Origin of the sequence: Mesorhizobium sp. M1066, assembly GCF_040318635.1 — a bacterium.
Taxonomy (GTDB): Bacteria; Pseudomonadota; Alphaproteobacteria; order Rhizobiales; family Rhizobiaceae; genus Mesorhizobium.
Window position 1 is genome coordinate 15,881 of the sequence record NZ_JAMYMR010000006.1, and the last position, 20,737, is coordinate 36,617.

21 protein-coding genes and 1 pseudogene are annotated in these 20,737 nt (G+C 62.8%); 11 read left to right on the top strand and 11 right to left on the bottom strand.

The window, feature by feature from the left end; translation table 11 throughout:
* Window positions 1-208: 208 nt before the first annotated feature.
* Window positions 209-1,162 carry a hydrogen peroxide-inducible genes activator gene (locus NKH52_RS11060; RefSeq protein WP_352729838.1) on the top strand — a complete coding sequence of 318 codons (954 nt, stop codon included), beginning with the start codon at window positions 209-211 and terminating at the stop codon, window positions 1,160-1,162.
* A 19-nt stretch (window positions 1,163-1,181) separates the two neighbouring features.
* On the opposite strand, the gene NKH52_RS11065 is transcribed toward NKH52_RS11060, so the two are convergent.
* Window positions 1,182-1,895 carry a DNA helicase gene (locus NKH52_RS11065; RefSeq protein ID WP_352729840.1) on the bottom strand — a complete coding sequence of 238 codons (714 nt, stop codon included), beginning with the start codon at window positions 1,893-1,895 and terminating at the stop codon, window positions 1,182-1,184.
* Window positions 1,896-2,243: 348 nt separating this feature from the next.
* Between NKH52_RS11065 and NKH52_RS11070 the strand changes: the two genes are divergently transcribed.
* Window positions 2,244-3,227 (top strand): hypothetical protein, encoded by a 984-nt coding sequence (locus NKH52_RS11070; RefSeq protein ID WP_128305494.1) that lies wholly within the window; start codon window positions 2,244-2,246, stop codon window positions 3,225-3,227.
* Window positions 3,228-3,385: 158 nt separating this feature from the next.
* Window positions 3,386-3,691 (top strand): annotated as a pseudogene (locus NKH52_RS11075) (DUF2267 domain-containing protein); the annotation flags it as partial.
* A 60-nt stretch (window positions 3,692-3,751) separates the two neighbouring features.
* Here the strand turns inward: NKH52_RS11075 and NKH52_RS11080 are convergent.
* The 3 genes from NKH52_RS11080 to pcaD form a co-directional block, all read right to left on the bottom strand.
* Entirely contained in the window at window positions 3,752-3,967 is a 216-nt protein-coding gene (locus tag NKH52_RS11080; protein WP_352729843.1) for a hypothetical protein, read from the bottom strand.
* A 44-nt stretch (window positions 3,968-4,011) separates the two neighbouring features.
* Window positions 4,012-4,257 carry a hypothetical protein gene (locus NKH52_RS11085; protein ID WP_127297497.1) on the bottom strand — a complete coding sequence of 82 codons (246 nt, stop codon included), beginning with the start codon at window positions 4,255-4,257 and terminating at the stop codon, window positions 4,012-4,014.
* A gap of 277 nt (window positions 4,258-4,534) precedes the next feature.
* On the bottom strand, window positions 4,535-5,326 hold the full coding sequence (gene pcaD, locus NKH52_RS11090) for a 3-oxoadipate enol-lactonase (RefSeq protein WP_352729845.1): 792 nt from the start codon (window positions 5,324-5,326) through the stop codon (window positions 4,535-4,537).
* Between the two features lie 102 nt (window positions 5,327-5,428).
* Here pcaD and NKH52_RS11095 point away from each other — a divergent pair, with 102 nt between their 5' ends.
* Window positions 5,429-6,355 carry a LysR family transcriptional regulator gene (locus NKH52_RS11095; protein WP_352729847.1) on the top strand — a complete coding sequence of 309 codons (927 nt, stop codon included), beginning with the start codon at window positions 5,429-5,431 and terminating at the stop codon, window positions 6,353-6,355.
* A gap of 1 nt (window position 6,356) precedes the next feature.
* On the opposite strand, the gene NKH52_RS11100 is transcribed toward NKH52_RS11095, so the two are convergent.
* Entirely contained in the window at window positions 6,357-7,061 is a 705-nt protein-coding gene (locus tag NKH52_RS11100; RefSeq protein WP_352730152.1) for a DUF4336 domain-containing protein, read from the bottom strand.
* 143 nt (window positions 7,062-7,204) lie between these two features.
* On the opposite strand from NKH52_RS11100, the gene NKH52_RS11105 reads away from it, so the two are divergent.
* Window positions 7,205-7,777 (top strand): TetR/AcrR family transcriptional regulator, encoded by a 573-nt coding sequence (locus tag NKH52_RS11105; RefSeq protein ID WP_352729849.1) that lies wholly within the window; start codon window positions 7,205-7,207, stop codon window positions 7,775-7,777.
* 63 nt (window positions 7,778-7,840) lie between these two features.
* On the opposite strand, the gene NKH52_RS11110 is transcribed toward NKH52_RS11105, so the two are convergent.
* Together NKH52_RS11110 and NKH52_RS11115 are read right to left on the bottom strand one after the other, a co-directional pair.
* Window positions 7,841-8,128 carry a hypothetical protein gene (locus tag NKH52_RS11110; protein WP_352729851.1) on the bottom strand — a complete coding sequence of 96 codons (288 nt, stop codon included), beginning with the start codon at window positions 8,126-8,128 and terminating at the stop codon, window positions 7,841-7,843.
* Window positions 8,129-8,264: 136 nt separating this feature from the next.
* Window positions 8,265-8,714, bottom strand: coding sequence for a GatB/YqeY domain-containing protein (locus NKH52_RS11115; protein WP_352729853.1), 450 nt, complete (start codon window positions 8,712-8,714; stop codon window positions 8,265-8,267).
* A 276-nt stretch (window positions 8,715-8,990) separates the two neighbouring features.
* Here NKH52_RS11115 and carA point away from each other — a divergent pair, with 276 nt between their 5' ends.
* Window positions 8,991-10,208 carry a glutamine-hydrolyzing carbamoyl-phosphate synthase small subunit gene (carA, locus tag NKH52_RS11120; protein WP_352729855.1) on the top strand — a complete coding sequence of 406 codons (1,218 nt, stop codon included), beginning with the start codon at window positions 8,991-8,993 and terminating at the stop codon, window positions 10,206-10,208.
* Between the two features lie 370 nt (window positions 10,209-10,578).
* Window positions 10,579-11,811, top strand: a complete 1,233-nt coding sequence (locus tag NKH52_RS11125) for an IS4 family transposase (RefSeq protein WP_127298036.1) — start codon at window positions 10,579-10,581, stop codon at window positions 11,809-11,811.
* Window positions 11,812-11,986: 175 nt separating this feature from the next.
* Here NKH52_RS11125 and NKH52_RS11130 read toward each other — a convergent pair whose 3' ends face one another.
* Window positions 11,987-13,252, bottom strand: coding sequence for a TCR/Tet family MFS transporter (locus NKH52_RS11130; protein ID WP_352729857.1), 1,266 nt, complete (start codon window positions 13,250-13,252; stop codon window positions 11,987-11,989).
* Between the two features lie 154 nt (window positions 13,253-13,406).
* The gene (ypfJ, locus tag NKH52_RS11135; protein ID WP_127297504.1) at window positions 13,407-14,327 is read right to left on the bottom strand and encodes a KPN_02809 family neutral zinc metallopeptidase; all 921 of its coding nucleotides are present in this window, start codon (window positions 14,325-14,327) and stop codon (window positions 13,407-13,409) included.
* A 188-nt stretch (window positions 14,328-14,515) separates the two neighbouring features.
* Between ypfJ and NKH52_RS11140 the strand changes: the two genes are divergently transcribed.
* Window positions 14,516-16,615 carry a hypothetical protein gene (locus NKH52_RS11140; RefSeq protein ID WP_352729859.1) on the top strand — a complete coding sequence of 700 codons (2,100 nt, stop codon included), beginning with the start codon at window positions 14,516-14,518 and terminating at the stop codon, window positions 16,613-16,615.
* Between the two features lie 82 nt (window positions 16,616-16,697).
* Here the strand turns inward: NKH52_RS11140 and NKH52_RS11145 are convergent, their stop codons facing one another.
* Both NKH52_RS11145 and mntR read right to left on the bottom strand, forming a co-directional pair.
* Window positions 16,698-16,886, bottom strand: coding sequence for a hypothetical protein (locus NKH52_RS11145; protein ID WP_056595353.1), 189 nt, complete (start codon window positions 16,884-16,886; stop codon window positions 16,698-16,700).
* Window positions 16,887-16,980: 94 nt separating this feature from the next.
* Window positions 16,981-17,433 carry a manganese-binding transcriptional regulator MntR gene (gene mntR, locus NKH52_RS11150; protein WP_352440441.1) on the bottom strand — a complete coding sequence of 151 codons (453 nt, stop codon included), beginning with the start codon at window positions 17,431-17,433 and terminating at the stop codon, window positions 16,981-16,983.
* Window positions 17,434-17,670: 237 nt separating this feature from the next.
* Here mntR and NKH52_RS11155 point away from each other — a divergent pair, with 237 nt between their 5' ends.
* The 3 genes from NKH52_RS11155 (at window position 17,671) to NKH52_RS11165 (ending at window position 20,722) form a co-directional block, all read left to right on the top strand.
* Window positions 17,671-19,035: an Nramp family divalent metal transporter gene (locus NKH52_RS11155; RefSeq protein WP_352729862.1), complete on the top strand. Its 1,365-nt coding sequence runs from the start codon at window positions 17,671-17,673 to the stop codon at window positions 19,033-19,035.
* Between the two features lie 85 nt (window positions 19,036-19,120).
* Window positions 19,121-19,963 carry a protein-L-isoaspartate O-methyltransferase family protein gene (locus NKH52_RS11160; RefSeq protein ID WP_352729863.1) on the top strand — a complete coding sequence of 281 codons (843 nt, stop codon included), beginning with the start codon at window positions 19,121-19,123 and terminating at the stop codon, window positions 19,961-19,963.
* 108 nt (window positions 19,964-20,071) lie between these two features.
* Window positions 20,072-20,722, top strand: a complete 651-nt coding sequence (locus NKH52_RS11165; RefSeq protein WP_352723232.1) for a dihydrofolate reductase family protein — start codon at window positions 20,072-20,074, stop codon at window positions 20,720-20,722.
* The last annotated feature ends 15 nt before the right edge of the window (window positions 20,723-20,737 follow it).

The following is a 20,737-nucleotide window of genomic DNA, read 5'->3' on the forward strand; positions in this document are numbered from 1 at the left end:
GTTGGATGTCCCTGGAGGCGGTCCGTTTCATGGCTGGCGCGATGACCATATGCCCGATACGCGACTGAATATGTTGGATGTCCTGTTGCTGCGGGCATGCGCCTCACCAGGCGGTCCCGGCTGCTCCTCATCTTCGTTGCGACTCCTATAGCAAAGCCGCTTGATTAATTTAAGTTGGATTTCCTGATTACAGCGATAAGATGACATTATGACAAACCTGACGCTGAAGCAGTTGCGTTATTTCGAGGCGCTGGCGCGGCACAATCATTTCGGCCGCGCCGCCGATGCCTGCGCGATCTCGCAGCCCGCCATCTCGGTGCAGATCCGGGAGTTGGAGGAAACGCTGGGCACGGCGCTTTTCCAAAGAGGCCCACGCCAGGTCCGGCTGACCAATTTCGGCGAGGAATTCGCCTTGCGCGTTCGCGACATCCTGCGCTCGGTGGATGAGCTGACGGATCTGGCCCGCGCCTCGCGCGACCGGCTGGTGGGACGGTTGCGCATCGGGGTGATCCCGACGATCGCACCCTACCTTCTGCCTGCCATCATCGGCAACCTCGCCCGCATGCATGACGGGCTCGATATCCACGTGCGCGAAACGCAGACGCAGAAGCTGATCCAGGAACTGGCCGACGGCCGGCTCGATGCGGCCATCGTTGCCCTGCCGGTATCGGAACCCTCGCTGACGGAAATCGTGCTGTTTGCCGAGAACTTCGTGCTGGTCCGGCCCGGCGAGGATGAGGGAAAGCCGGTGCCCAACCGCGAAATGCTGCGCGAGATGCGGCTGCTCCTGCTCGAGGAAGGCCATTGTTTTCGCGATCAGGCGCTGTCGTTCTGCAACATGCATTCGGCACGGCCGCGCGAGTTGCTGGACGGCAGCTCGCTGTCGACCCTGGTGCAGATGGTCGGCGCCGGCGTCGGCGTCACCTTGATCCCCGAAATGGCCGTGCCGGTGGAGACGCGCTCGGCGTCGGTCTCTATCGCCCACTTCGCCAATCCCCAACCGTCGCGGACGATCGGCATGATCTGGCGCAAGACAAGCCCGATAGCCAAACAGCTGCTGCTTATATCCGAAGTGGTTTGCCAGGCGGCCGAAGCATTGCGCGCGCAGCACAGTTCGGCATCGGTTGCACAGCCTCTGAATCTACCGGCAGCGGCCCAATGAAGGCTGGCTGACCGGATCGTCAGCTTGCCGCCTGGAACCGGATTTCGCCCTTGTTCAGGAAGCAGGTCTTGTTGAACAGCGACAGATCCAGAGGGTTCGGTAACCGCACATCGCTGATATCGGGACATGGCTTCTTCGCCGGATCGTATGACCGATCGATCTGCGAGATGAAGACGAGGATCAATCCCTTGTCGCCGGCAAACGACTTCAGCGTGCGAATCTGCGCCATCAGGTCCGGATTTTGCCGCTTCTGGTCGAGCAGTTGCAGATAGTCGATCACCACCAGCGTGCCGCGCGCCGCCGCCGCCAGCGTTCTGACGATGTAGTCGGCGCTGATGGCATCGGAATTGTCGAACACGAACTGGTCGTTGAACCGCGCCGGATCCGCCCCGATGGCGCGAAACCGGTCGAGCACATCTCGTTGCGTATACTCCAGCGTGAAGAACACGCCGCGATGGCCTGATTTCATGGCTTCGATTGCGAGTTCGAGGCTCATCAGCGTCTTGCCGTGGCCGGGTCGTGCACCCACCAGAACGAGATCGCCGGGCGCAAGTTGCGCAAACAGTATGCCGGCAGGCGCCGCCTCGGCTGCCTTGGCTGCAAGCAGACTCCAGCTGGCGAAGCCTTCCTGTGCTGCAACACGATCAAGCGCTTCGTGGAGCGGAATTTTGGCCTCGCGGGACAACAGCCTGGCTTGACGCTTCAGATGGTAAACGGGCGCGGACAGCTTCATTGCAAAACCTCCTGGTGCGAGCCGTTTTCGCAACCCCTCCTTATGCCAAGTGCTCGAACAGTCGGTTCGGTGATCGGAAAGCCCTGCATGAACGATGCTTTCCCGGCGGAGGGAGGAGGCGTGGGCTGCGCCAGGAATCAGATGATAGCTCAATCCCTGCGTATCGAAAATCGCAGACATTCAAAGATGCGGGGAGCCCGTTGCAAGCCTGGAGCCAGCATCCCGGCGTAGGAGCATTTGCGCGCGTCGCGCTAAACAAGATGTGTTTCGCCTGATAATGCGAGACCCTCTATGATCGATTCCCGGCGGCAACACCGCAACGAAACGGCTTTGGCAGGAGTTGATCCAGTGCGGTTGAGATTCGTCCCTCTGGGTATCGTCCCGATCCTCAGCCTCCTCGTCGCCGCCATTGCCTTGACGATGTCGGCTCGATCCTTTGCCGCACCATCTGACGTTCCGGCCTGGCTGCAGGCTCATATCGGCAACAGCGACGGCCAGATCTCACAAATTGTCCTCGAACGAGCCCGCGCGCTTTACCGGAAGAAGGTCGCGCAAGGTGCAGTCAAGAACCCCTGCTACTTCGCCATGGATGCGACGCGCCCCAGCGATCTGGGCGATGGCGTTCTGGGGCGCCGCTATTACGTCATCTGCGAAGCCAGCCAGTCGTTTCGCGCGATTTCGTCGGGTCATGGCAGCGGCCGGAATTTGAAAGGCGTTGTCGATTTTTCGAACAGCAAGCGGTGCGCGAAGAATTTCGGCAATGCGATGGATTCGTCGTTGACGGCCGGCGGCGGCTATATCACCCGCGAGGCAAAAACCTCGTTCAAGGGCTATTACCGCACCGCTGCGAAACAGGACGCGGTTTTCCAGCGCACCTTCATCCAGTTCGACGGCGAAGGCGAGGCCGCGAACGCCAGGCAGCGGGTGATCGGCGGCCATGCCGCCCAGGTGCTGCACGGCCTATGCCTGCGCAAAAACCCGAAAAGTTCGCATGCCGACCATGACGGCTTCGTGCCGTTCGGCAAACTGGTCGACTATGCCGGCGGCCGCAGCAATGGCTGCACCAGCTGGTCGCCGGCGGATGCGCAGCAGATTATCCCGATGGTCAAGGACAATCCGACGACGCTCTATATCTACCCGGAATCGCGCGACATCGCCGCGGTCGCAGCCAACCATTCACAGCCGGGCGCCTACTGGAACGCGTCCTGCCTGAAGGAAATCGGCACACCTAAATTCTGGCCGCGAAAGACCCTCGAGCCGATCATCGCCCAATACAGGAAGGATCACCCGGCACCGCCGCCGCAGCCGCTGCCGATCTGCGAAGCGTCTTGAAGTCCGCATCGCACCGCCGCGCCGCTTTATGTTCGGCGTGCGAACCGCATTGATCGGCAGCCCTGCGACCCACCATCAATGATTCAATCCGATCTCCAAGGCCAGCGCGCCGGTAGCTCCGGTGCCCCGCCTCTCCTCCTCGCTGTCGCAACTCGAAAAGGGACAGGCTGCAGATCGGGCTTGCGGCCAAACTTGGGGCGGAACTGCCGATCCTGGTGCGCGGCGCCTATTACGACCACTACCGGCCCGCAGCCGAGCCGGACAAAACGCGCTCCCTTGAAAACTTCTCGCAGCACATCGGCGAGGAATTGAAATCGATCCGCCCCGTCGATCCCGAGGAGGCGGCACGCTCGGTGTTCCGAGTTCTCGCACGGCATATTGATCTGGGCCAGTCGGCCAAGGTGCGCGATGCGCTGCCGGAGGAAATCCAGGCGCTCTGGCCCGAGAGCCTCGGCGGCAAATAGCGACGGCAACGACTCTGACGGCCTCCGAGCGGCGCGCCGAGGCTGGCGTCCAGCAGGGCGTCAGTCCCGTAAACGGTTGGCGGCATGATCCTGGTGCTGCTCAGTCGCGACCTGCCTGGAGTCCAAACCGCGTTCTTTGGAATGCTGTGCCTTGTCGCGATTGGACAGTACCTTGTTTTCTTCGAGCTTGTCCTTTGGCGTTGCGGTCATGGCGCCTGTGCCAGAACCCTTTCCCTGCGAACCTGCTCCGATGTGTTTCTTGCCGCCGTGTGCCATGGCTGCCTCCAATCTATCCAAATGTTTCCAGGATCGGTGCTCATCTAGTCGTCAGGACGGTTTTTGTGATGGACGCTTTCCTGATTTTTGCCGCGAAGGATGTTGCGGTCGTCCGGATCGACGAGGTCCGGTGTGTCGGTCCTCATGTCCGATCCCTTGCGCAGCGCTTCACGTTCCGCCGCTGATCGTTTCAGATCCGCCTCTGCATCGAAATCCTCGCCCGCGTTTTTTGTGTTTTCCCGCTCTTCAATGATGCGAATTTGTTGATCGTGGGTTTTGCGTCCAGTCATCGTTTCCTCCGGCGTGTTCGTGTTGGCGCTCGAAAGTCACCGGCCGCCTCAAAGGTTGGGTCACGGCGTGTCCGAGCCTGCCCTCGTGCTGATAATGGCGAGGTGACGGGATCGTTCCGAAAGGCGTCGAACAAGCTTTTTCGCCAGATGGCTCGGTTCGGACCGGCGCTCACGTTGACGCAGGCTCCGGCTGCCGCCCGCTCTTCTGAACCATGCCGTCTTCGAACGTTCGGCGGCCGCCGGACTGGCGCCGGACGCCTTTCCGTCGCGCTCCAGCTCAGCGCAGGAAATCGACCACAGCCTGGATGAACTCTGCCGGATACTCGATGTTCGACAGATGGACCGCGGGCAGCACGACCAGCTTCGCGCCGGGCACCGCCGCGGCGATCATCTCGCTGTGGCTGGCTGCTGTCACCGTGTCGTGCTGACCGGCGATCACCAGCGTCGGCCGCGGTATCAGTGCTACGGTGCGGCGAAGATCGGCGTCGCGAACCGCCGCGAACAGGCCCGCCAGGCCTTGCCGGTCGATAGCCAGCAGCATGGTGCGAAACTCTTCGACCACGGGCTCGTTGGCGGCAACCATCGACGCGGGGAACCAGTTGCTCAGGAACGTCTCGGCGGTTTCCGACATGTCCGGCGCCTGCCGCACCGCGGCAATCCGCTCGTCGAAATAGCTTGCCGGCGAGAGATGAGACGAGGTGTTGCTCAGGATCAGCCGGTCGATCCGCTCGGGCGCGTGGATGCCGAGCCACTGCGCGACGAACCCGCCAAGCGACAGGCCAAGAAAATGTACGCGTTGCAGATCGAGCGCATCGAGCAGCTCGATGACGTCGCGGCCAAGCCGGTCGAGCGAATAGGCGCCGACCGGAACGCTCGATCCGCCATGGCCGCGAAAATCGTAGCGCAGAACACGGAAATGCTTCGACAATTCGCCGATCTGCCTGTCCCACATGTCAAGCGTGGTGCCGATGGAATTCGATAGCACCAGCACCGGCTTGCTTGCCTCGCCGTCGAAGCGGTAGGCGATGCGCGTGCCGTCGCCCGTTGTGACGAAATTCAGCTTGTTCATGATGAAAATTCCTTCTGGAACGTTTGAATGAAGCCAAACGTAGCCAAGGGACAATTTTGTTGATATTACAAAGATAAGACAATCTTTGTAATAAAAACCGACATGGCCGAATTTACTCTCCACGACCTTCAATGCTTCGATGCGGTGATTCGCACCGGCGGCTTTCAGCCTGCGGCGGCTGTGCTGCATCGCTCGCATCCGGCGGTGTTCGCTGCCGTCGCCAAGCTGGAGCGACAGCTCGACCTTTGCCTCCTGGACCGCAGCGGCTATCGCGTGCGTGCAACCGAGGCAGGGCTGTCGTTCCACCGCCGAGCGCTATCGCTGCTGCGCGAGCTGGACGGTTTGCGCGTCCATGCCGCCCAGTTGGCGATGGGTGAGGAAAGCGAGATCCACGTGGTGATAGGCGACCTGTGCCCGCGCCCGCATGTGCTGGGCATGCTCGGGCGGTTCTTCGCACAGTGCCCCGGCACGCGCCTGCATCTGCATTTCGAAGCGGTCGGCGGCCCATGGGAGCGTCTCTTCGACGACGAAGCCGATCTGATCCTGCACTGGGTCGACAAGGGCGATGCGCGGGTGGAATGGGTCGATCTGTGCAAGGTGTCCTTCATTCCCGTGGTGGCGCCGGGCTTTCTGCCCGAGCGTATCGAGCAGCCGATCACTCTGGACCAGATGCAGGCACTCACCCAATGCGTCATGCGCGACAGCGCCCGCCATTCGCCACAACAAAACTATTCGCTGATCGAAGGCGCGCCGCAATGCCTCGTCGCCGACCAGGGCATGAAGAAGGAGATAATCCTGCAGGGCCTTGGCTGGGGCCACATGCCCCGCTTCCTGATCGAGGAAGAACTGCATGACGGGCGCCTGCAATCCATTGCCGGCCGCCATCTGCCTGGCCGCACCGACGAACTGGTGGTGGCGCGGCGCCGCGACCGGCCGCATGGGCCGATCGCCAACCGGCTGTGGGATCATATCCAGCAGGAAGCGCCGGCATTGCGCCGTGCGCTCGAAGCGCCGAAATCCGCCCGATAGGTCAGCGACCAACCAGCCAGCGAAAAGCCCGGCGGATGAACGCCTGAGCGTCCTCAGTGACTGGTTCGCCGTGCGCCATCAGCACTCTTTCGGCCGGCCACACCAGTATGCGTTGAAGAGCGGCACGCGCGGCGCGCCGGTCGGTAAGGGCGGCGCGGAATTTTCGCGGCACCGAAGGCTCATCTGCGACCATCAGATCCAGCCGGGCGATGAGAGCTCGCCAGCCTTTGAACCAGCCGGGGCGGAAATGCTGGATGAGATCGGTGAAGAGCACTGTCATGCTTGCGTGGTGAAAGAAGACAATCTCGGTGGTGATCCTGTTGCCCCGCATGGCCACCTGATCGAGATCGTCGGCCCAGTCGGCTGCGGGCGTATCGCCGAGCTCGCCGTCGAAGAGGATATCTCGGCGCTTTTCCCGCAGGCCGGGTGGCGCGTAGACCTTGGCATCGGGATAGCCGCGCTGCCAGTCGGCGAGGAATACGTGGTGAAGCGAATTGGGTGGGATCAGGAAGCGCACCCTACCTAGGCCGTCCACCTCAGCGCGCAGCTCGTTCGTGAGCTGTACCGGTGACCAGATGAAGAGACCGCCACCGGACAATCCGATGACGGCCATGCGCGTTGGATAGTGGAAACCAGCGGCCGCCGTGACGATCGGGCCGTCTGCAGTCCAGATCCCCGGGCCGAATTCTCTGAGAATGCCAACCATTTTCAACAATGCTTCCGCTTGGTTCCAGTGCACCACGGTCGACGTTCGAGGCACGAGCCGGCTGTGTCGGTTCGGCGGCTGCCGAAAATCGGCGGGCATGCCAGAAAGTTTACACATGTGCAAATTTACACTAAGGTGTAAAAATGACAACCCTGAAGCGAACCGAACGGTCACGAACCCTCATCCTCGATGCCGCCGACCTGGCGTTTCGGGAGCTGGGGTTTGCCAATACCTCCGTCGAGAAGATCGCAACGCGCGCCGGCTTGACCCGCAAGACGGTCTATAATCTGTTCAGTTCGAAAGAAGAGATCGCGCTGCGGCTCATCGCCCGCGTGGAGGCGGGCGACGCAGCCTACCGCATCCGCATGGCGGCAAACGAAGACGTGTTCACTCTGCTTGAGACCGTCTTGCTCGATAGCGCCGACTGGTGCCTGGCAAATCCTTCGCTTGCCAGGCTGGCCCTTGCCCCCGCCGTGCGCCCGTCCCTGCAACCGCCGCCTGATCGCCCCTCCTTCCAAGGGCTGGTGCGGGATCTTCTCGTACTCGGCCAACGGCAAGACGTTATCCGCCGGGATGACGACGCTAACTTCATGGCGCTGGTCCTACTTGGAATATACGGCCAGGCGATGCTTTCGGCGCTCTCGGCCGGGTCATTCAGCGAGGACGAGATCAGGCACCTCATCCGCATCGTCGTCGAAGGGATCGGCAAATGCTAACTAGGCGAACCACTGTCCGCCGATCTCCAGGCGCCGCAGGAGTGCTCCCGGTCCTAGCCTTCATTAGCTGCTCTTCGGAGCCTTGGCGTCCTTTGAACGCTCCGCGATAGCGGGGCCGGCCCCGGACGTCTTTTCGGTTGCGGCGCTCGGCGTGCCTTGCCTTGGCGGGTTTTGTCCGTCCGACTGGCGGGTTCGGTCTTCCACTTCGCCCATCCGGCGGGTGAGCCCGATGCCGCCGGCGGGCTTCTTGTTGGCGGCCGCATCCTGGGAGAATTCATCGGAAGCGTCGGCATCGGTCTTTGCCGGATATTTCGTCGCGCCGGTTTCGTAGCGGGTTTCGTTCTCAGTCATGACATCTCTCCAGTTGCATGACGGATAAACATCTCGGCGGTATCCGAGTTCCAATTCCTGGACTTCGATTCCGGACGGATCTGGGTTCCCGGAAGAGCCGCCCGGTCGGCACCCAAGCGACGAGATGAGCAGCACCCTACTGCAGCAGACCCTTGACGATGCCGCTCGCCTTGCCGAAATCCATCTGGCCGGCATATTTCTGCTTCAGTGCGGCAATCACCTTGCCCATGTCCTTCTGGCTGGCCGCACCGGTCGCGGCGATCGCCTCGCGCGCCGCAGCCGTCACCGCCGCATCGTCCAACTGCGTCGGCAGGAAGGTGCGGATGATCTCCATCTCGCCGCGCTCCTGCGCGGCGAGTTCCGGCCGTTTGCCGTCGTCGAAGGCTTTGGCCGATTCCTCGCGCTGCTTCACCATCTTGACCAGGATCTGCAGGATCTCCTCATCGCTGGCCGGCTCCTTGCCCGAACCGCGATTGGCGATGTCGCGGTCGTGAATGGCCGCCTGGATCAGCCGCAATGTCGGCAGCCGATGCTTGTCCTGCGCCTTCATCGCGCTCTTCAGGGATTCGGCGATTTTGCCGCGCATGGTGCATTCTCCTTCGATCGGCGCGGACAATAGCGCCGGGGGCGAGCCAAGGCAAACCCGGATATGCCGGGGCAAGCCACTGATTTTGCTAGGCGAAATAAAACATGGCGGCATTTCGCATGATCATTGACCGCTCTGCCCCCTTCCCCTATGTACTGGGCCTTGCATGAACGGAAATTTGACTGCGTGGAGCCGCGAAATCGCCGCTTCGCGCCGTTTGCCGCGCAGATGGCCCGCCGGGCCTATGGAAGCGCGCAGCCCGATAGGAGTGCCGCCATGGCCGAGATGACCGCCGCCTCGACGCCCGCCTGGACCACTGAAAAGCCGACTGCCCTTCTGGTTCTGGCCGACGGCACCGTCATCGAAGGTCGCGGTCTCGGCGCCACCGGCTCCGCCGTCGCCGAAGTCTGCTTCAACACGGCGCTGACCGGCTACCAGGAAATCCTCACAGACCCCTCCTATGCCGGCCAGATCGTCACCTTCACCTTCCCGCATATCGGCAACATCGGCACTAATGACGAGGACATCGAGGACCTCAATCCCGCCGCCCGCGCCGGTGCCGTCGGCGCCGTGTTCAAGGCCGATGTCACCAACCCGTCCAACTACCGCGCCGGCACCGGTCTCGACCAGTGGCTGAAGAAGCGCGGCATCGTCGCCCTGTCGGGCATCGACACCCGCGCGCTGACCGCGCTGATCCGCGAAAAGGGCATGCCCAACGCCGTCATCGCACACGCGCCCGACGGCGTGTTCGATCTCGACGATCTGAAGCGGCGCGCCACCGCATGGTCGGGCCTGATCGGGCTCGACCTCGCCAAGGATGTCACCTCGGGCCAGTCCTCGGTCTGGCGCGAGACGCCCTGGGTGTGGAACGAAGGCTTTGGCGAACAGACCGAACCGACAATGCACGTCGTCGCCATCGATTATGGCGTCAAACGCAACATCTTGCGCCTGCTCGCCGGCCTCGGCGCCAAGGTCACGGTGGTGCCGGCCAAGACCGGTGCTGAAGAAATCCTTGCCATGCAGCCGGACGGCATTTTTCTCTCCAATGGCCCCGGCGACCCGGAAGCCACCGGTGACTATGCCGTGCCGGTCATCCGGGATCTGTTGAAGACCGATATCCCGGTGTTCGGCATCTGCCTCGGCCACCAGATGCTGGCACTGGCGTTGGGCGGCAAGACCGCCAAGATGCACCAGGGCCATCACGGCGCCAACCATCCGGTCAAGGACCACACCACCGGCAAGGTCGAGATCGTCTCGATGAACCACGGCTTTGCCGTCGATGCCGACTCGCTGCCATCGGGCGTCGAGGAAACCCACGTCTCGCTGTTCGATGGTTCGAACTGCGGCATCACGCTGACCGGCCGGCCGGTGTTCTCGGTCCAGCATCACCCCGAGGCCTCGCCCGGCCCGCAGGATTCGCACTACCTGTTCCGCCGCTTCGTCAATTTGATCCGCGAAAAGCGCGGCGAGGACTTGCTGGCTGAACGGGCTTAGCGCGATCCGCTTGCGCCGCCCCTCATCTGCCTGCCGGCATCTTCTCCCCGTATAGTGACGGGGAGAAGGAAGCTGGCCGCACTCTCGGCGTTCTTCTCGCAACGTAGATAATTGGTGAAACCATCGGACAACAGCATCTTTCTCCCCGTCACTATACCTATCGCATTCACACATCTCGGTTGCGCTTTGCGCTGAAGGTCGATTCTGTGTCGGCTTGAAGCTCGATGGAGGTATCGATGGCCGGGATGGAATACGGACTGGGGCGATTTGGCGATCGGCGCCTGGAAAAAGGGGGGCGCTGTTGCACGGCGCGCTGGTTGCGCGGCCTGGATCGTGCATTCGCCGTCTTGGCGGCGGGCGGGCGGGCGAAATGCAATTCAGGCGTCTTCTTCACAATCGCTCGGTGAGTGCGGCAGAGATGTCGCGGCATGCCGGCAACCGGACCGGACAGCGCGTGGCGGGTCGCCATGTCGTTGCCGTGCAAGACACCTCGGAATTGGTGCTGGGCAGCCGGCGGGCGCGAGCCAGCTATGGCCCGGTCGGCAAGGGCAACGTGGCAGGCCTGCTGCTGCACCCGGTGCTGGCGGTGGAGGCCGGCACAGGCGCGCTGCTGGGCCTGGTCTCGATGCAGATATGGAACCGCAGCGGAGAAGAATTGGCGCCGCAGCGCAAGCGGGTGACAGCACTCAAGGAGTCGCAGCGCTGGATCGACGCAACCAGGCAGGCCGGCGAGGTTCTGGATGGAGCGGCCAGCATCACCATGGTGTCGGACCGCGAGAGCGACTTTTATGAACTCTTCGCGCAGCGTCCGCATAATGTCGAGCTGATCGTGCGAGCCTGTCAGAACCGGCGGATCGAGGCGTCGCAAGAAGAGCCAGGCTTGCTGTTCGCCTTCATCGACGCTCAACCCGAGCAAAGTCGCTTTGCCGTGACCATTCCCGCCGCGCCCGGACGACGAGCGCGAGACACCGAACTCGCGGTGCGCTTCGCGCCGGTGACAGTGCGGCGGCCGCGCAACGGAGCCGATCCGGCGTTGCCCGAGACGGTCGCTTTGACACTGGTTGATGTTCGCGAGGTGTCGAAACCCGAAGATGACAGCGAACCGGTGCATTGGCGGCTGCTGACCACCCACAGTGTCGCCACCGGGGTCGAAGCGCGCCGTGTCGTCGACCTCTACCGGTCGCGCTGGATCATCGAGGAGTTCTTCCGCACCCTCAAGACGGCAGGCTTCGATATCGAGGCCGCCGACATCGGCGATCCGCACGCCATGATCAACTTCGTCGCCGCTGCCACGATCGCCGCCGTCACCATCAAGCAACTCGTGCAGGCCCGCGACGGTAACACCGATCAGCGCCTCAGCGATGCTTTCGATCCCGACGACCGCCCCATCCTCGAAGCTGTCTGCGCCAAACTCGAAGGCAAGACCGAGCGCCAGCGCAATCCGCATCCTAAAGGATCCCTGGCTTTCGCAGCCTGGGTTATCGCCCGCCTTGGAGGCTGGACCGGCTACTACGGCAAGCCCGGTCCCAAGGTCATGCGCATCGGCCTCACCGAATTCTGGGCCATAAAGTACGGCGCCAACCTCGGACTACGAAATGTGTGAATCCGATAGGTCACTATACGGGGAGAAATGCCCGGCAGGGCAATGAGGGGCGGCGCAAGCGTCAGGTACGATTGGCGCTTCACAGCGAACGCATCGGAATGTCCAAGCCACCGACCGGCCCTCGCTGGCTTCTGGGATGGCCCTCCCAGGTGAGCGCCATTTCGGCTGTCATGGCTCATACCTGTGCTCCATCTTCGGCAACGCCGGTGGCGACGTTTGTGCGCGCCACGGGCCTTGCCACTTTGGTGACGAAGACAATGACTGCCAGTGTCAGGAAGCACGCGCCGAGCAGATAGGGCGCGCCGCCGAAGATCACCGGCGCGCTTGGCCCGGTGAACCAGGAAAAGATCGCCGTATAGAGCAGCGGCGTGATGATCGAGGTGATCGAGAAGATCGAGGTCATCGCCCCCTGCAATTCGCCTTGCGCCGAAGGCGGCACCTTGGCGGCGGCGAGGCTCCTCAGCGGCGGATCGGCCAGCGCTTCCAGGCAGCCGACGACGATCACCGCATAGATCATCCAGCCTTGCGACGCGAAGGCGTAGCCGAAGGCGCTGGCTGCCGTGAATGTCAGGCCGATGACCGCCGTCTTCCACTCGCCAAGCCTCGGGATCACGCGCGGCAGCACCGTCGCCATGACGATCGCACCGCACAGGCCGAAGGCGCCGAGCGAGAAGCCGATCTGCTGCTCGCTCCAGCCATAGCGATAGCTGGAGACGAACGACCACACCGCCGGATACATCATGTGCCCGAGCGTCATCAGGAAGAAGACAAGCCCGATCCAGCCGATGCCTTGATATTGGCGCATCTGGAGCAGCGTGCCGACCGGATTGGCGCGTTTCCACTCGAAGCGGCGGCGATGCTTGTCATCGAGCGTTTCCGGGAGAAAAAACAACGCAATGAGGAAATTCACGAAGGCGAGCCCGGCGGCGAAATAGAACGGCACGCGCGGCCCGAACGTACCGAGCAGCCCGCCCAGAACCGGCCCGATGACGAAGCCGACGCCAAACGCGATACCGAGCAGGCCGAAATTCCTTGCCCGGTTCTCATCGTTCGAAATATCGGCGATGAAGGCTGAAGTCGTCGAATAGCTGGCGCCTGAAATGCCGGCCAGCACACGCCCGATGAACAGCATCGGGTAGGACCAGGCGACCGCGCAGATCAGATTGTCGATGGAGAAGGTCAGCACCGATGCGAGCAGGATCGGCCGCCGCCCGAACCGGTCGCTCAAGCCGCCCATGATCGGCGCGAAGACGAACTGCATCGCCGCATAGACGAAGAACAGCCAGCCGCCTTCGATCGCCGCGCCGCTGATGCTGACCCCGGTCAATTCCCGGAGATAGGCCGGCAGCACCGGCATGATCATGCCGAAGCCGATAATGTCGAGCAACAGCGTGGTGAAGACGAGCGCAAGGCCCCGTCTGGCGGTTTTGGGGTCGATCATGCAGGATCAAGCTCCTCTGCTCGCCCTGGGCGCAAGCGGACGCACCTTATAGGCGAGCTCGCGGCAAGGAACAATGCAGGAACAGGCCGAATCTATTCATCCTGACATCCCCTGACGGCAGCATCGCCGGCAGGTGAAGCTCGAAAACGGTCTGTCAGATCGGCCCGCTCAGCGTGTTGCACTCCGACAGCTTGCCGCTCTTGTAACCACGCGCCAGCCAGGTCTGCCGCTGCTGCGAGGTGCCGTGGTTGAAGCTTTCCGGCACGACATAGCCTTGCGTCTTCTTCTGCAGCGTGTCGTCGCCGATCTGCTTGGCGGCGTTCAGCGCGCTCTCCATGTCGCCCTGCTCCAATATGCCCTTCTGCGCGGTGTAGTGCGCCCACACACCAGCGAAGCAGTCGGCCTGGAGTTCGATGCGCACCGACATCTGGTTGGCCTCGACCTCACCCATGCTTTGCCGCATCTGGTTGAACTTGGACATGATGCCGGTCAGGTTCTGCACATGGTGGCCAACCTCATGCGCGATCACATAGGCCCGCGCGAATTCGCCCGAAGCGCCGAACTGCTGATCGAGCTGCTGGAAGAAGGTCATATCGAGATAGACCTTGTGGTCGCCGGGACAATAGAACGGTCCGGCCGCCGCGGAGGCAAAGCCGCAGGCCGAACGGACCTGGCCGGAAAACAGCACCAGCTTGGGATCCTCATAGGTCAACCCTTGCGACTTGAAGATGCCGGTCCAGGTGTCCTCGGTCTCGGCCAGCACTGTGGCCACGAACTGCTTCATCTCGTCATTGGCCGGTGAGGCACCGTTGTCCTGGCCGCTGTTGTCGGTGATCTGGCCGCCACCGCCCGGCAGCAGGCCGCCGTCGCCGCCACCAAGGATCGTCGAAGGATCGAAGCCGAAATACCATCCGGCCAGCACCACCAGGATGACGAGGAAGATGCTGCCGCCGCCACCGGTGCGGCCACCGATCGGAATGCGGAACTGGCCACCGCCGCCGCCGAGTCCGCCACCGCCGCTGTCGCTGCGGTCGTCCTCGATATTGTCACTCTGACGACGGCCCTTCCAGAGCATGGCAACTCCTCGTGCAGCAACTTCCCCGCTGTTCCGGGGCAACAAACAATTATCCCAATGGTTGCGCCAAGTCACAGCATTTTTCGATGGCCTTTTTGGCCACACGGGTCGCCTTGCGGCCAAGTTCGTTGCGGCGAGCGGCTCGGCGTTGCAATCGTCCCCATGGCCGAGACTATCGAAGACCGTTAATGTCCGTTTCTCTGGGAAGCGAGGGGCGCTTGCGGACGATCGGCCAATTCCTGCTGTTGCTGACGGCATTGACTTGTTTCGGCATCGGGTCCGCCCGTGCCGCCACGCTCGATTCCAGCGTTGCCGTCACCGACCCCGCCACCCTGCAGGCGCTCGAGCGCGGCGGACTGTCGATCAGCCGCCTGCTCGGACCCGCACTCGGCCTCACCCGCGAGGTCGACAATCGCGGCCTGTTTGCAGTGCCGGCTTTGGCCACGGTGCGCGACACAGTCAAGCAGCAGATCGCCGACGAACCGAAGACCAGTCCGGACCCCTATGTCGCTGCCATGGCGAAGTCGAAGGACACCAGCCAGAAATTCAACCCGAAATACATCGACGACGATGGCTCGACGCTGGATCTGACCGGCGTCGTCAACCGCATGGACCGCGGCTATCTCGGCCACACCGAATGCGGCGAGATCCGGCTGATCTACCGCTTCCACTATTCGGTGGCGGAAAAGCCGGCCAAGGGAAAGGCGGGCCAGCGCATTTCCTCGCGGCTGCCGCTGACCATGAGCCTGGTGTTCAACGCCAAACCCAGGCAGGCGCAGGCGCGCGGCTCGAAGGATTTGCCTGCTGCCACCGACGTGTCCTGCGCCGATGTTGCCCAGCGCTGGCTGGCAGCCGGCAAAAAAGACCTGTCACCCGACCAGCTTGCCGCCTGGCTGCGCTCCGACGAAGGGCCGCTGTCAGGCACCATGCTGAATTCGTCGCAGATCATGCGGCTCGAACTCAACATGCAGGTGCTCAGGCTGTCGGCCTCGACGCGGCGCGATTTCGGCGGCCATGCCGAATACCTCCTGAAGATATTCAAATGGGATCCGGCGGCGTCCAGCTTCTATGAAGCGAAGATGGAAAACCAGATCGACCGCGCCACCGTGCTGGCCGACAAGCCGTCCTTCGCCAAATGGCTGCTCACCGACCGCAACATCTACGATCTGGATCATGGCCGGCTGGTCATCGACGAAAAATTCTTGGCCAGGAGCGCCGTCTCCGTCGCACCCGGCGGCCTCAGCCGGTCGCAGAACAACATTGCCTACGGGCTGGTCGACGACGCCGACATCGACAAGGCGCTAAAGGACTATGTCGCCAAAGGCAACACACTCTCGACCATCAAGTCGGTGGCCGGCTTCGACTTGCGGCTCAACGAGATGAGCTGCACCGGCTGCCATCAGACGCATGGCATTGCCGGCTTTCATTACACCGGCGCCGATCCGGCCAGCGAGCCGCGCCGCAATGCCGTCTTCGTGCCGGGCTCTGCCGTCTTCTTCGCCGACCTGCCGCGCCGCCGTGCCATCGTCGAGCAATTCGCCGCCGGCAGCCATCCGGATTTCGCCAGAGGCTTCGCCGCCCGTCCGGACGCCAGATATGCCGAGGCGCTGAAAGGCACCGACCTCTACAATGGCTGGGGCTCGATCTGCTATCGCGGCGAGGATCCAAGCTTCAAGGACTGGAGCTGCGGCACCGGCCTGCGCTGCGCCGGCGTCCATGAAAGCGCCATCCATCCGGGCTTCGGCACCTGCGTCAGCGAGGCCGGCACGGCCGTCGGTGATCCCGTCGAGTTCGGCGAAATCAAGATGTCGAGCTGGGGTAGCGACCAGTATTGCCGCCTGTCTCCCGCCACCGACAAGGCTTGCGCCATCGACCCGGCAAGGGACAAGAAACCCGTGGTCAAGCTCGCCGGCTATAGCGCCGCGCGCCAGCGCTACGACAATCCTCAGCAGAAGACCGGCGGCTTTCCCGGCGGCATGCTGCGCAAGGCAAGCTGCGAAAAACTTCCCGACGAGGCGACGTGCGGGCGTCTGGCCAAGACCGGCTTCAACGACTGCATCGCGTCGGGCAAGGACCACAAATTCTGCACGAAGGAGTTCACCAAGACCGCCGGCCTGCGCGCCTGCGACAAGGCCCATCCCTGCCGCGAGGACTATATCTGCACCGCAGGCTACGACGATCTCGCGGAAGCGAAAGCCGGCAAGGGCACCTGCATCCCGCCCTATTTCATCTTCCAGTTCCGCGTCGATGGCCACCCGCGCAGCTGGGTTCAGGATGTCCGTGAGTGAAAGAACGGTTTGCTGAAAGCGCCGCCACATGCCCCGGCAGACGGCTTTCGCTCAGAACCGCTGACGTCAGCCTGACAAACGTCTAATCTTTCTGCTTGGCGCCGGCGCTCTTGCCGTCGGAACTTTTCGAACGTTCCTCGAAACGCGCCGCGCCCTTTTTCAGCGGATGGCCGGTTTCGGCCTCGGTCTTGCGCTCGTCCCTCGCCGCCGCCTGCTTCAGTCCCTTGGCCGCCTGCTTGCCCTTGGCGGTCGGTGCCTGTTCAACGCCCATCGCTTCCTCCCTTGCCGCTCGCCTTGCGCGGATGTCAGACCCAACGTGCTTAGCGTGCGAGGGTTCCGGTGGCTGGGGAAATCCAGGCGGAAGCTCAGCGCACTGCTGTCATGGCCTTGCGGAAGGCTTCCAGCGTCTCAGCGCTGACATGGTGCTCGATGCCCTCCGCGTCGATGCGCGCCGTCTCGGCGCTGACACCGAGCGAGCGCAAAAAGGCTTCCACCGTCTGGTGGCGGATGCGGCTCTCCTCGGCGACCTTGCGGCCGGCATCGGTCAGGAAAACGCCGCGATAGGGCTTTCGCGACACCAGCCCGTCGGCGCACAGCCTGGTCAGCATCTTGGCCACCGTCGGCTGGGCAACGCCAAGGCGTGCGGCGATGTCGACCTGGCGCGCCTCGTTGCCGTCCTCGATCAGGTCGGCGATCAGCTCGACATAATCCTCGACCAGCGCGCTGCGGCGCGCTTCGCGCTGCTGCCGGAATCCCTCCGAATGAATTTCGGCGTCGAGCAGCGGCTCACGCGGGACTGGTCTGTTCTTCGGCGCCAAATACGCGCTCCTCCCAAGGCTATCACCCGTCCACACTTTCATAGCACGGGCTCTGATTCTTCAGGCCGTTTATTTGCATTCCGCAACAGGTGCAACCGGGGGCTTCCGATTGCCGTTTCACCCGATGACCGCCAGCCGAATAAAAAGCACCGACAATGAAATATAGCATATTGCATAATGTTGAGCCATGGCATAGCTTAAGGCAACGTCGTCCAGTCTCGCGGAAAGCCCTCCTCCATGTCTGAAGCCGAAGCCACAGCCTCCCGTTCCTCATGGCGGTTCGCCAAGCCCGACGAGGACGAGCAGCCCAGCCTGCGCGAAGTCAATTCCTCCATCGCCGTGCCGAACTCGGGCATCTGGTTCCGTCGCCTGTTCGCCTTCATGGGTCCCGGGTACATGGTCTCGGTCGGCTATATGGACCCGGGCAACTGGGCGACGGATCTCGCCGGCGGCGCGCAGTTCGGCTACACGCTGCTGTTCATCATCATGCTGTCCAACCTGATGGCGATCCTTTTGCAGGCGCTGGCGGCACGGCTCGGCATCGCCACCGGCCGCGACCTCGCCCAGGCCTGCCGCGCCTACTATCCCCGTCCAGTCAATTTCGTGCTGTGGATCGCCTGCGAACTAGCCATCGTCGCCTGCGATCTGGCCGAAGTCATCGGCACGGCGATCGCGCTGCAACTTCTGTTCGGCATTCCGCTGATCGGCGGCGCCATGCTGACGGCGCTCGATGCCTTCCTCGTGCTGCTGCTGATGAACAAGGGCTTCCGCTATCTCGAAGCCTTCGTCATCGCGCTTTTGATCATCATCTTCAGCTGCTTCGCCATCCAGATCTTCGTCGCCGCCCCGCCGGCCGGCTCGATCCTGCATGCAATGTTCGTGCCGTCGTCGGAAATCGTCACCAATCCGGCGATGCTCTACATCGCCATCGGCATCATCGGCGCCACCGTCATGCCGCACAATCTCTATCTGCACTCTTCGATCGTGCAGACCCGCGCCTATGAACGCACCGACAAGGGCAAGCGCGACGCCATCAAATGGGCAACGACGGACTCGACCATCGCCCTGATGCTGGCGCTGTTCGTAAACGCCTCGATCCTGATCGTGTCTGCGGTCGCCTTCCATAACACGGGCCATCAGGATGTCGCAGAGATCGGCCAGGCCTTCGAGCTGCTGTCGCCGCTGCTCGGCCTCGGCATCGCCTCGATCCTGTTCGCTGTCGCTCTACTGGCTTCCGGCCTGAACTCGACGGTGACCGCAACGCTCGCCGGCCAGATCGTCATGGAAGGCTTCCTGCGCCTGCGCATTCCCAACTGGGCCCGCCGGCTTCTGACGCGCGGCCTCGCCATCATCCCGGTGGTGATCGTCACTGCGCTCTACGGCGAAAAGGGCACCGGCCAGCTGCTGGTGTTCAGCCAGGTGATCCTGTCGATGCAGTTGCCCTTCGCGGTCGTCCCGCTGGTGCAGTTCGTCTCTGACAAGAAGAAGATGGGCAATCTCGCCATTCCGCGCGGCGTCGCCGCCCTTGCCTGGGTGGTCGCCGCAGTCATCCTGGGGCTCAACTTCAAGCTGCTCTACGACACCCTGTTCGGGATCGGCTAAGCTCCGCCTCGCCGGGACATCGACTACCGTGCGCAAAGGGTAGTTTCGCGACAAATCGGCAATCCGCGCTATGTTGTCCCGCAGCATGGCCCGGATCGAAGACATCAGGAAATTCTACGCGCGGCTGCTTGCCGCCAATGCCGGCTCGCCCGACCCACGCCTGGAAGCGGCTTTCGCCGAGGTGCCGCGCGAAGCGTTTCTCGGTCCCGGGCCGTGGACGGTCATCGCCGGCAACGGCAAGGTCACGACGCCGAGCGCCGACCCGGCCCATGTCTACCAGAACGTGCTGGTGACGCTCGACGACGACAAGGGCATCAACAATGGCGAGCCCTTCCTGCATGCCGTGTGGATCGGAAAGCTTGCGCCTAAACCTGGTGAGGCCGTCACTCATATCGGCGCCGGCACCGGCTACTACACCGCCGTGCTGGCCAGGCTGGTTTTACCAGGCGGCACCGTCACCGGCTTCGAACTCGACGAAAAACTGGCCGATCTGGCGCGCAAAAATCTCGAAGCATATGGCAATGCAACGGTCGTCCATGGCGATGCGGTGACGACGCCCCTGCCGCCATCCGACATCATCTATGTCAATGCCGGGGTCGCAGCGCCACCAGCAGGGTGGCTGAAGGCGCTGCGGCCTGGCGGCCGCATGATCTTCCCCTGGCGCCCGGCCGAGCGCGTCCCACTGGCGGTGATGGTGATCCGCACGCAAAAAGGCTTCGCCTGCGATCCGTTCATGCGATCGTGGTTCATTCCCTGCGTCGGCGCCTCGCTCGCAGACTCAGCGTCGAGGATCCCGACGCGCGAGCAGGCCGCGCGCAGCCGCTCGATCTGGCTGGTCCAGGACAAGGCGCCGGACGACACCGCCACCGCCATATCGGGCGATGTCTGGTTCTCGTCGGAAAATCTCGAAGCCGGACCTCGCAAATGACGGCGGTTTGCCAAAATTTCATATGTCCTGTCGGACCGGTGGCTCGTCGCCCGTCCTTGGGATGAAGTCCGGCCACGACGGCGTGGATCGAAGAACGGGAGCATTGGAATGAGAAAGATCATCTCTGCGACATTCGTCAGCCTTGACGGCGTCATGCAGGCACCCGGCGGCCCGGAAGAGGATCCGGCCGGCGGCTTCAAGTTCGGCGGCTGGACCTTCCATTACTTTGACGAGGCGGGGGCCGCGGCGATGGATGAACTGTTCTCCAAGCCTTTCGCCCTGCTGCTCGGCCGCAGAACCTACGACATCTTCGCCGCCTACTGGCCGTATCAGAAGGATCCGATCGCCGATGCCTTCAACCCCGCGACCAAATATGTGGCGACGCATCGGCCTGACACCCTCACCTGGCAGAACACGCAAGCGCTCGGACCCGATATCATCGCGACGTTGCGCCGCCTCAAGCAGGAGGATGGGCCGGACCTGCTCATCCAGGGATCTGGCGATCTGATCCAGACCTTGCTCGCCAACGGGCTGATCGACGAAATTCGGCTGATGATCTTCCCGCTATTGCTGGGCAAGGGCAAGCGGCTGTTCGGCGACAGCGCGATGCCGGCCGCCTTCAAGCTCATCAAGTCGCAGGCAACCAGCACCGGCGTCATCATGGCGACCTACGAACGATCAGGCGAGATCAAGGTTGGGTCGTTTGTCACAGGGGAGCCGTCCGACGCCGAGCTCGAACGGCGCAAGAACTGGAAGTAGCAGGACGGCCTTTGC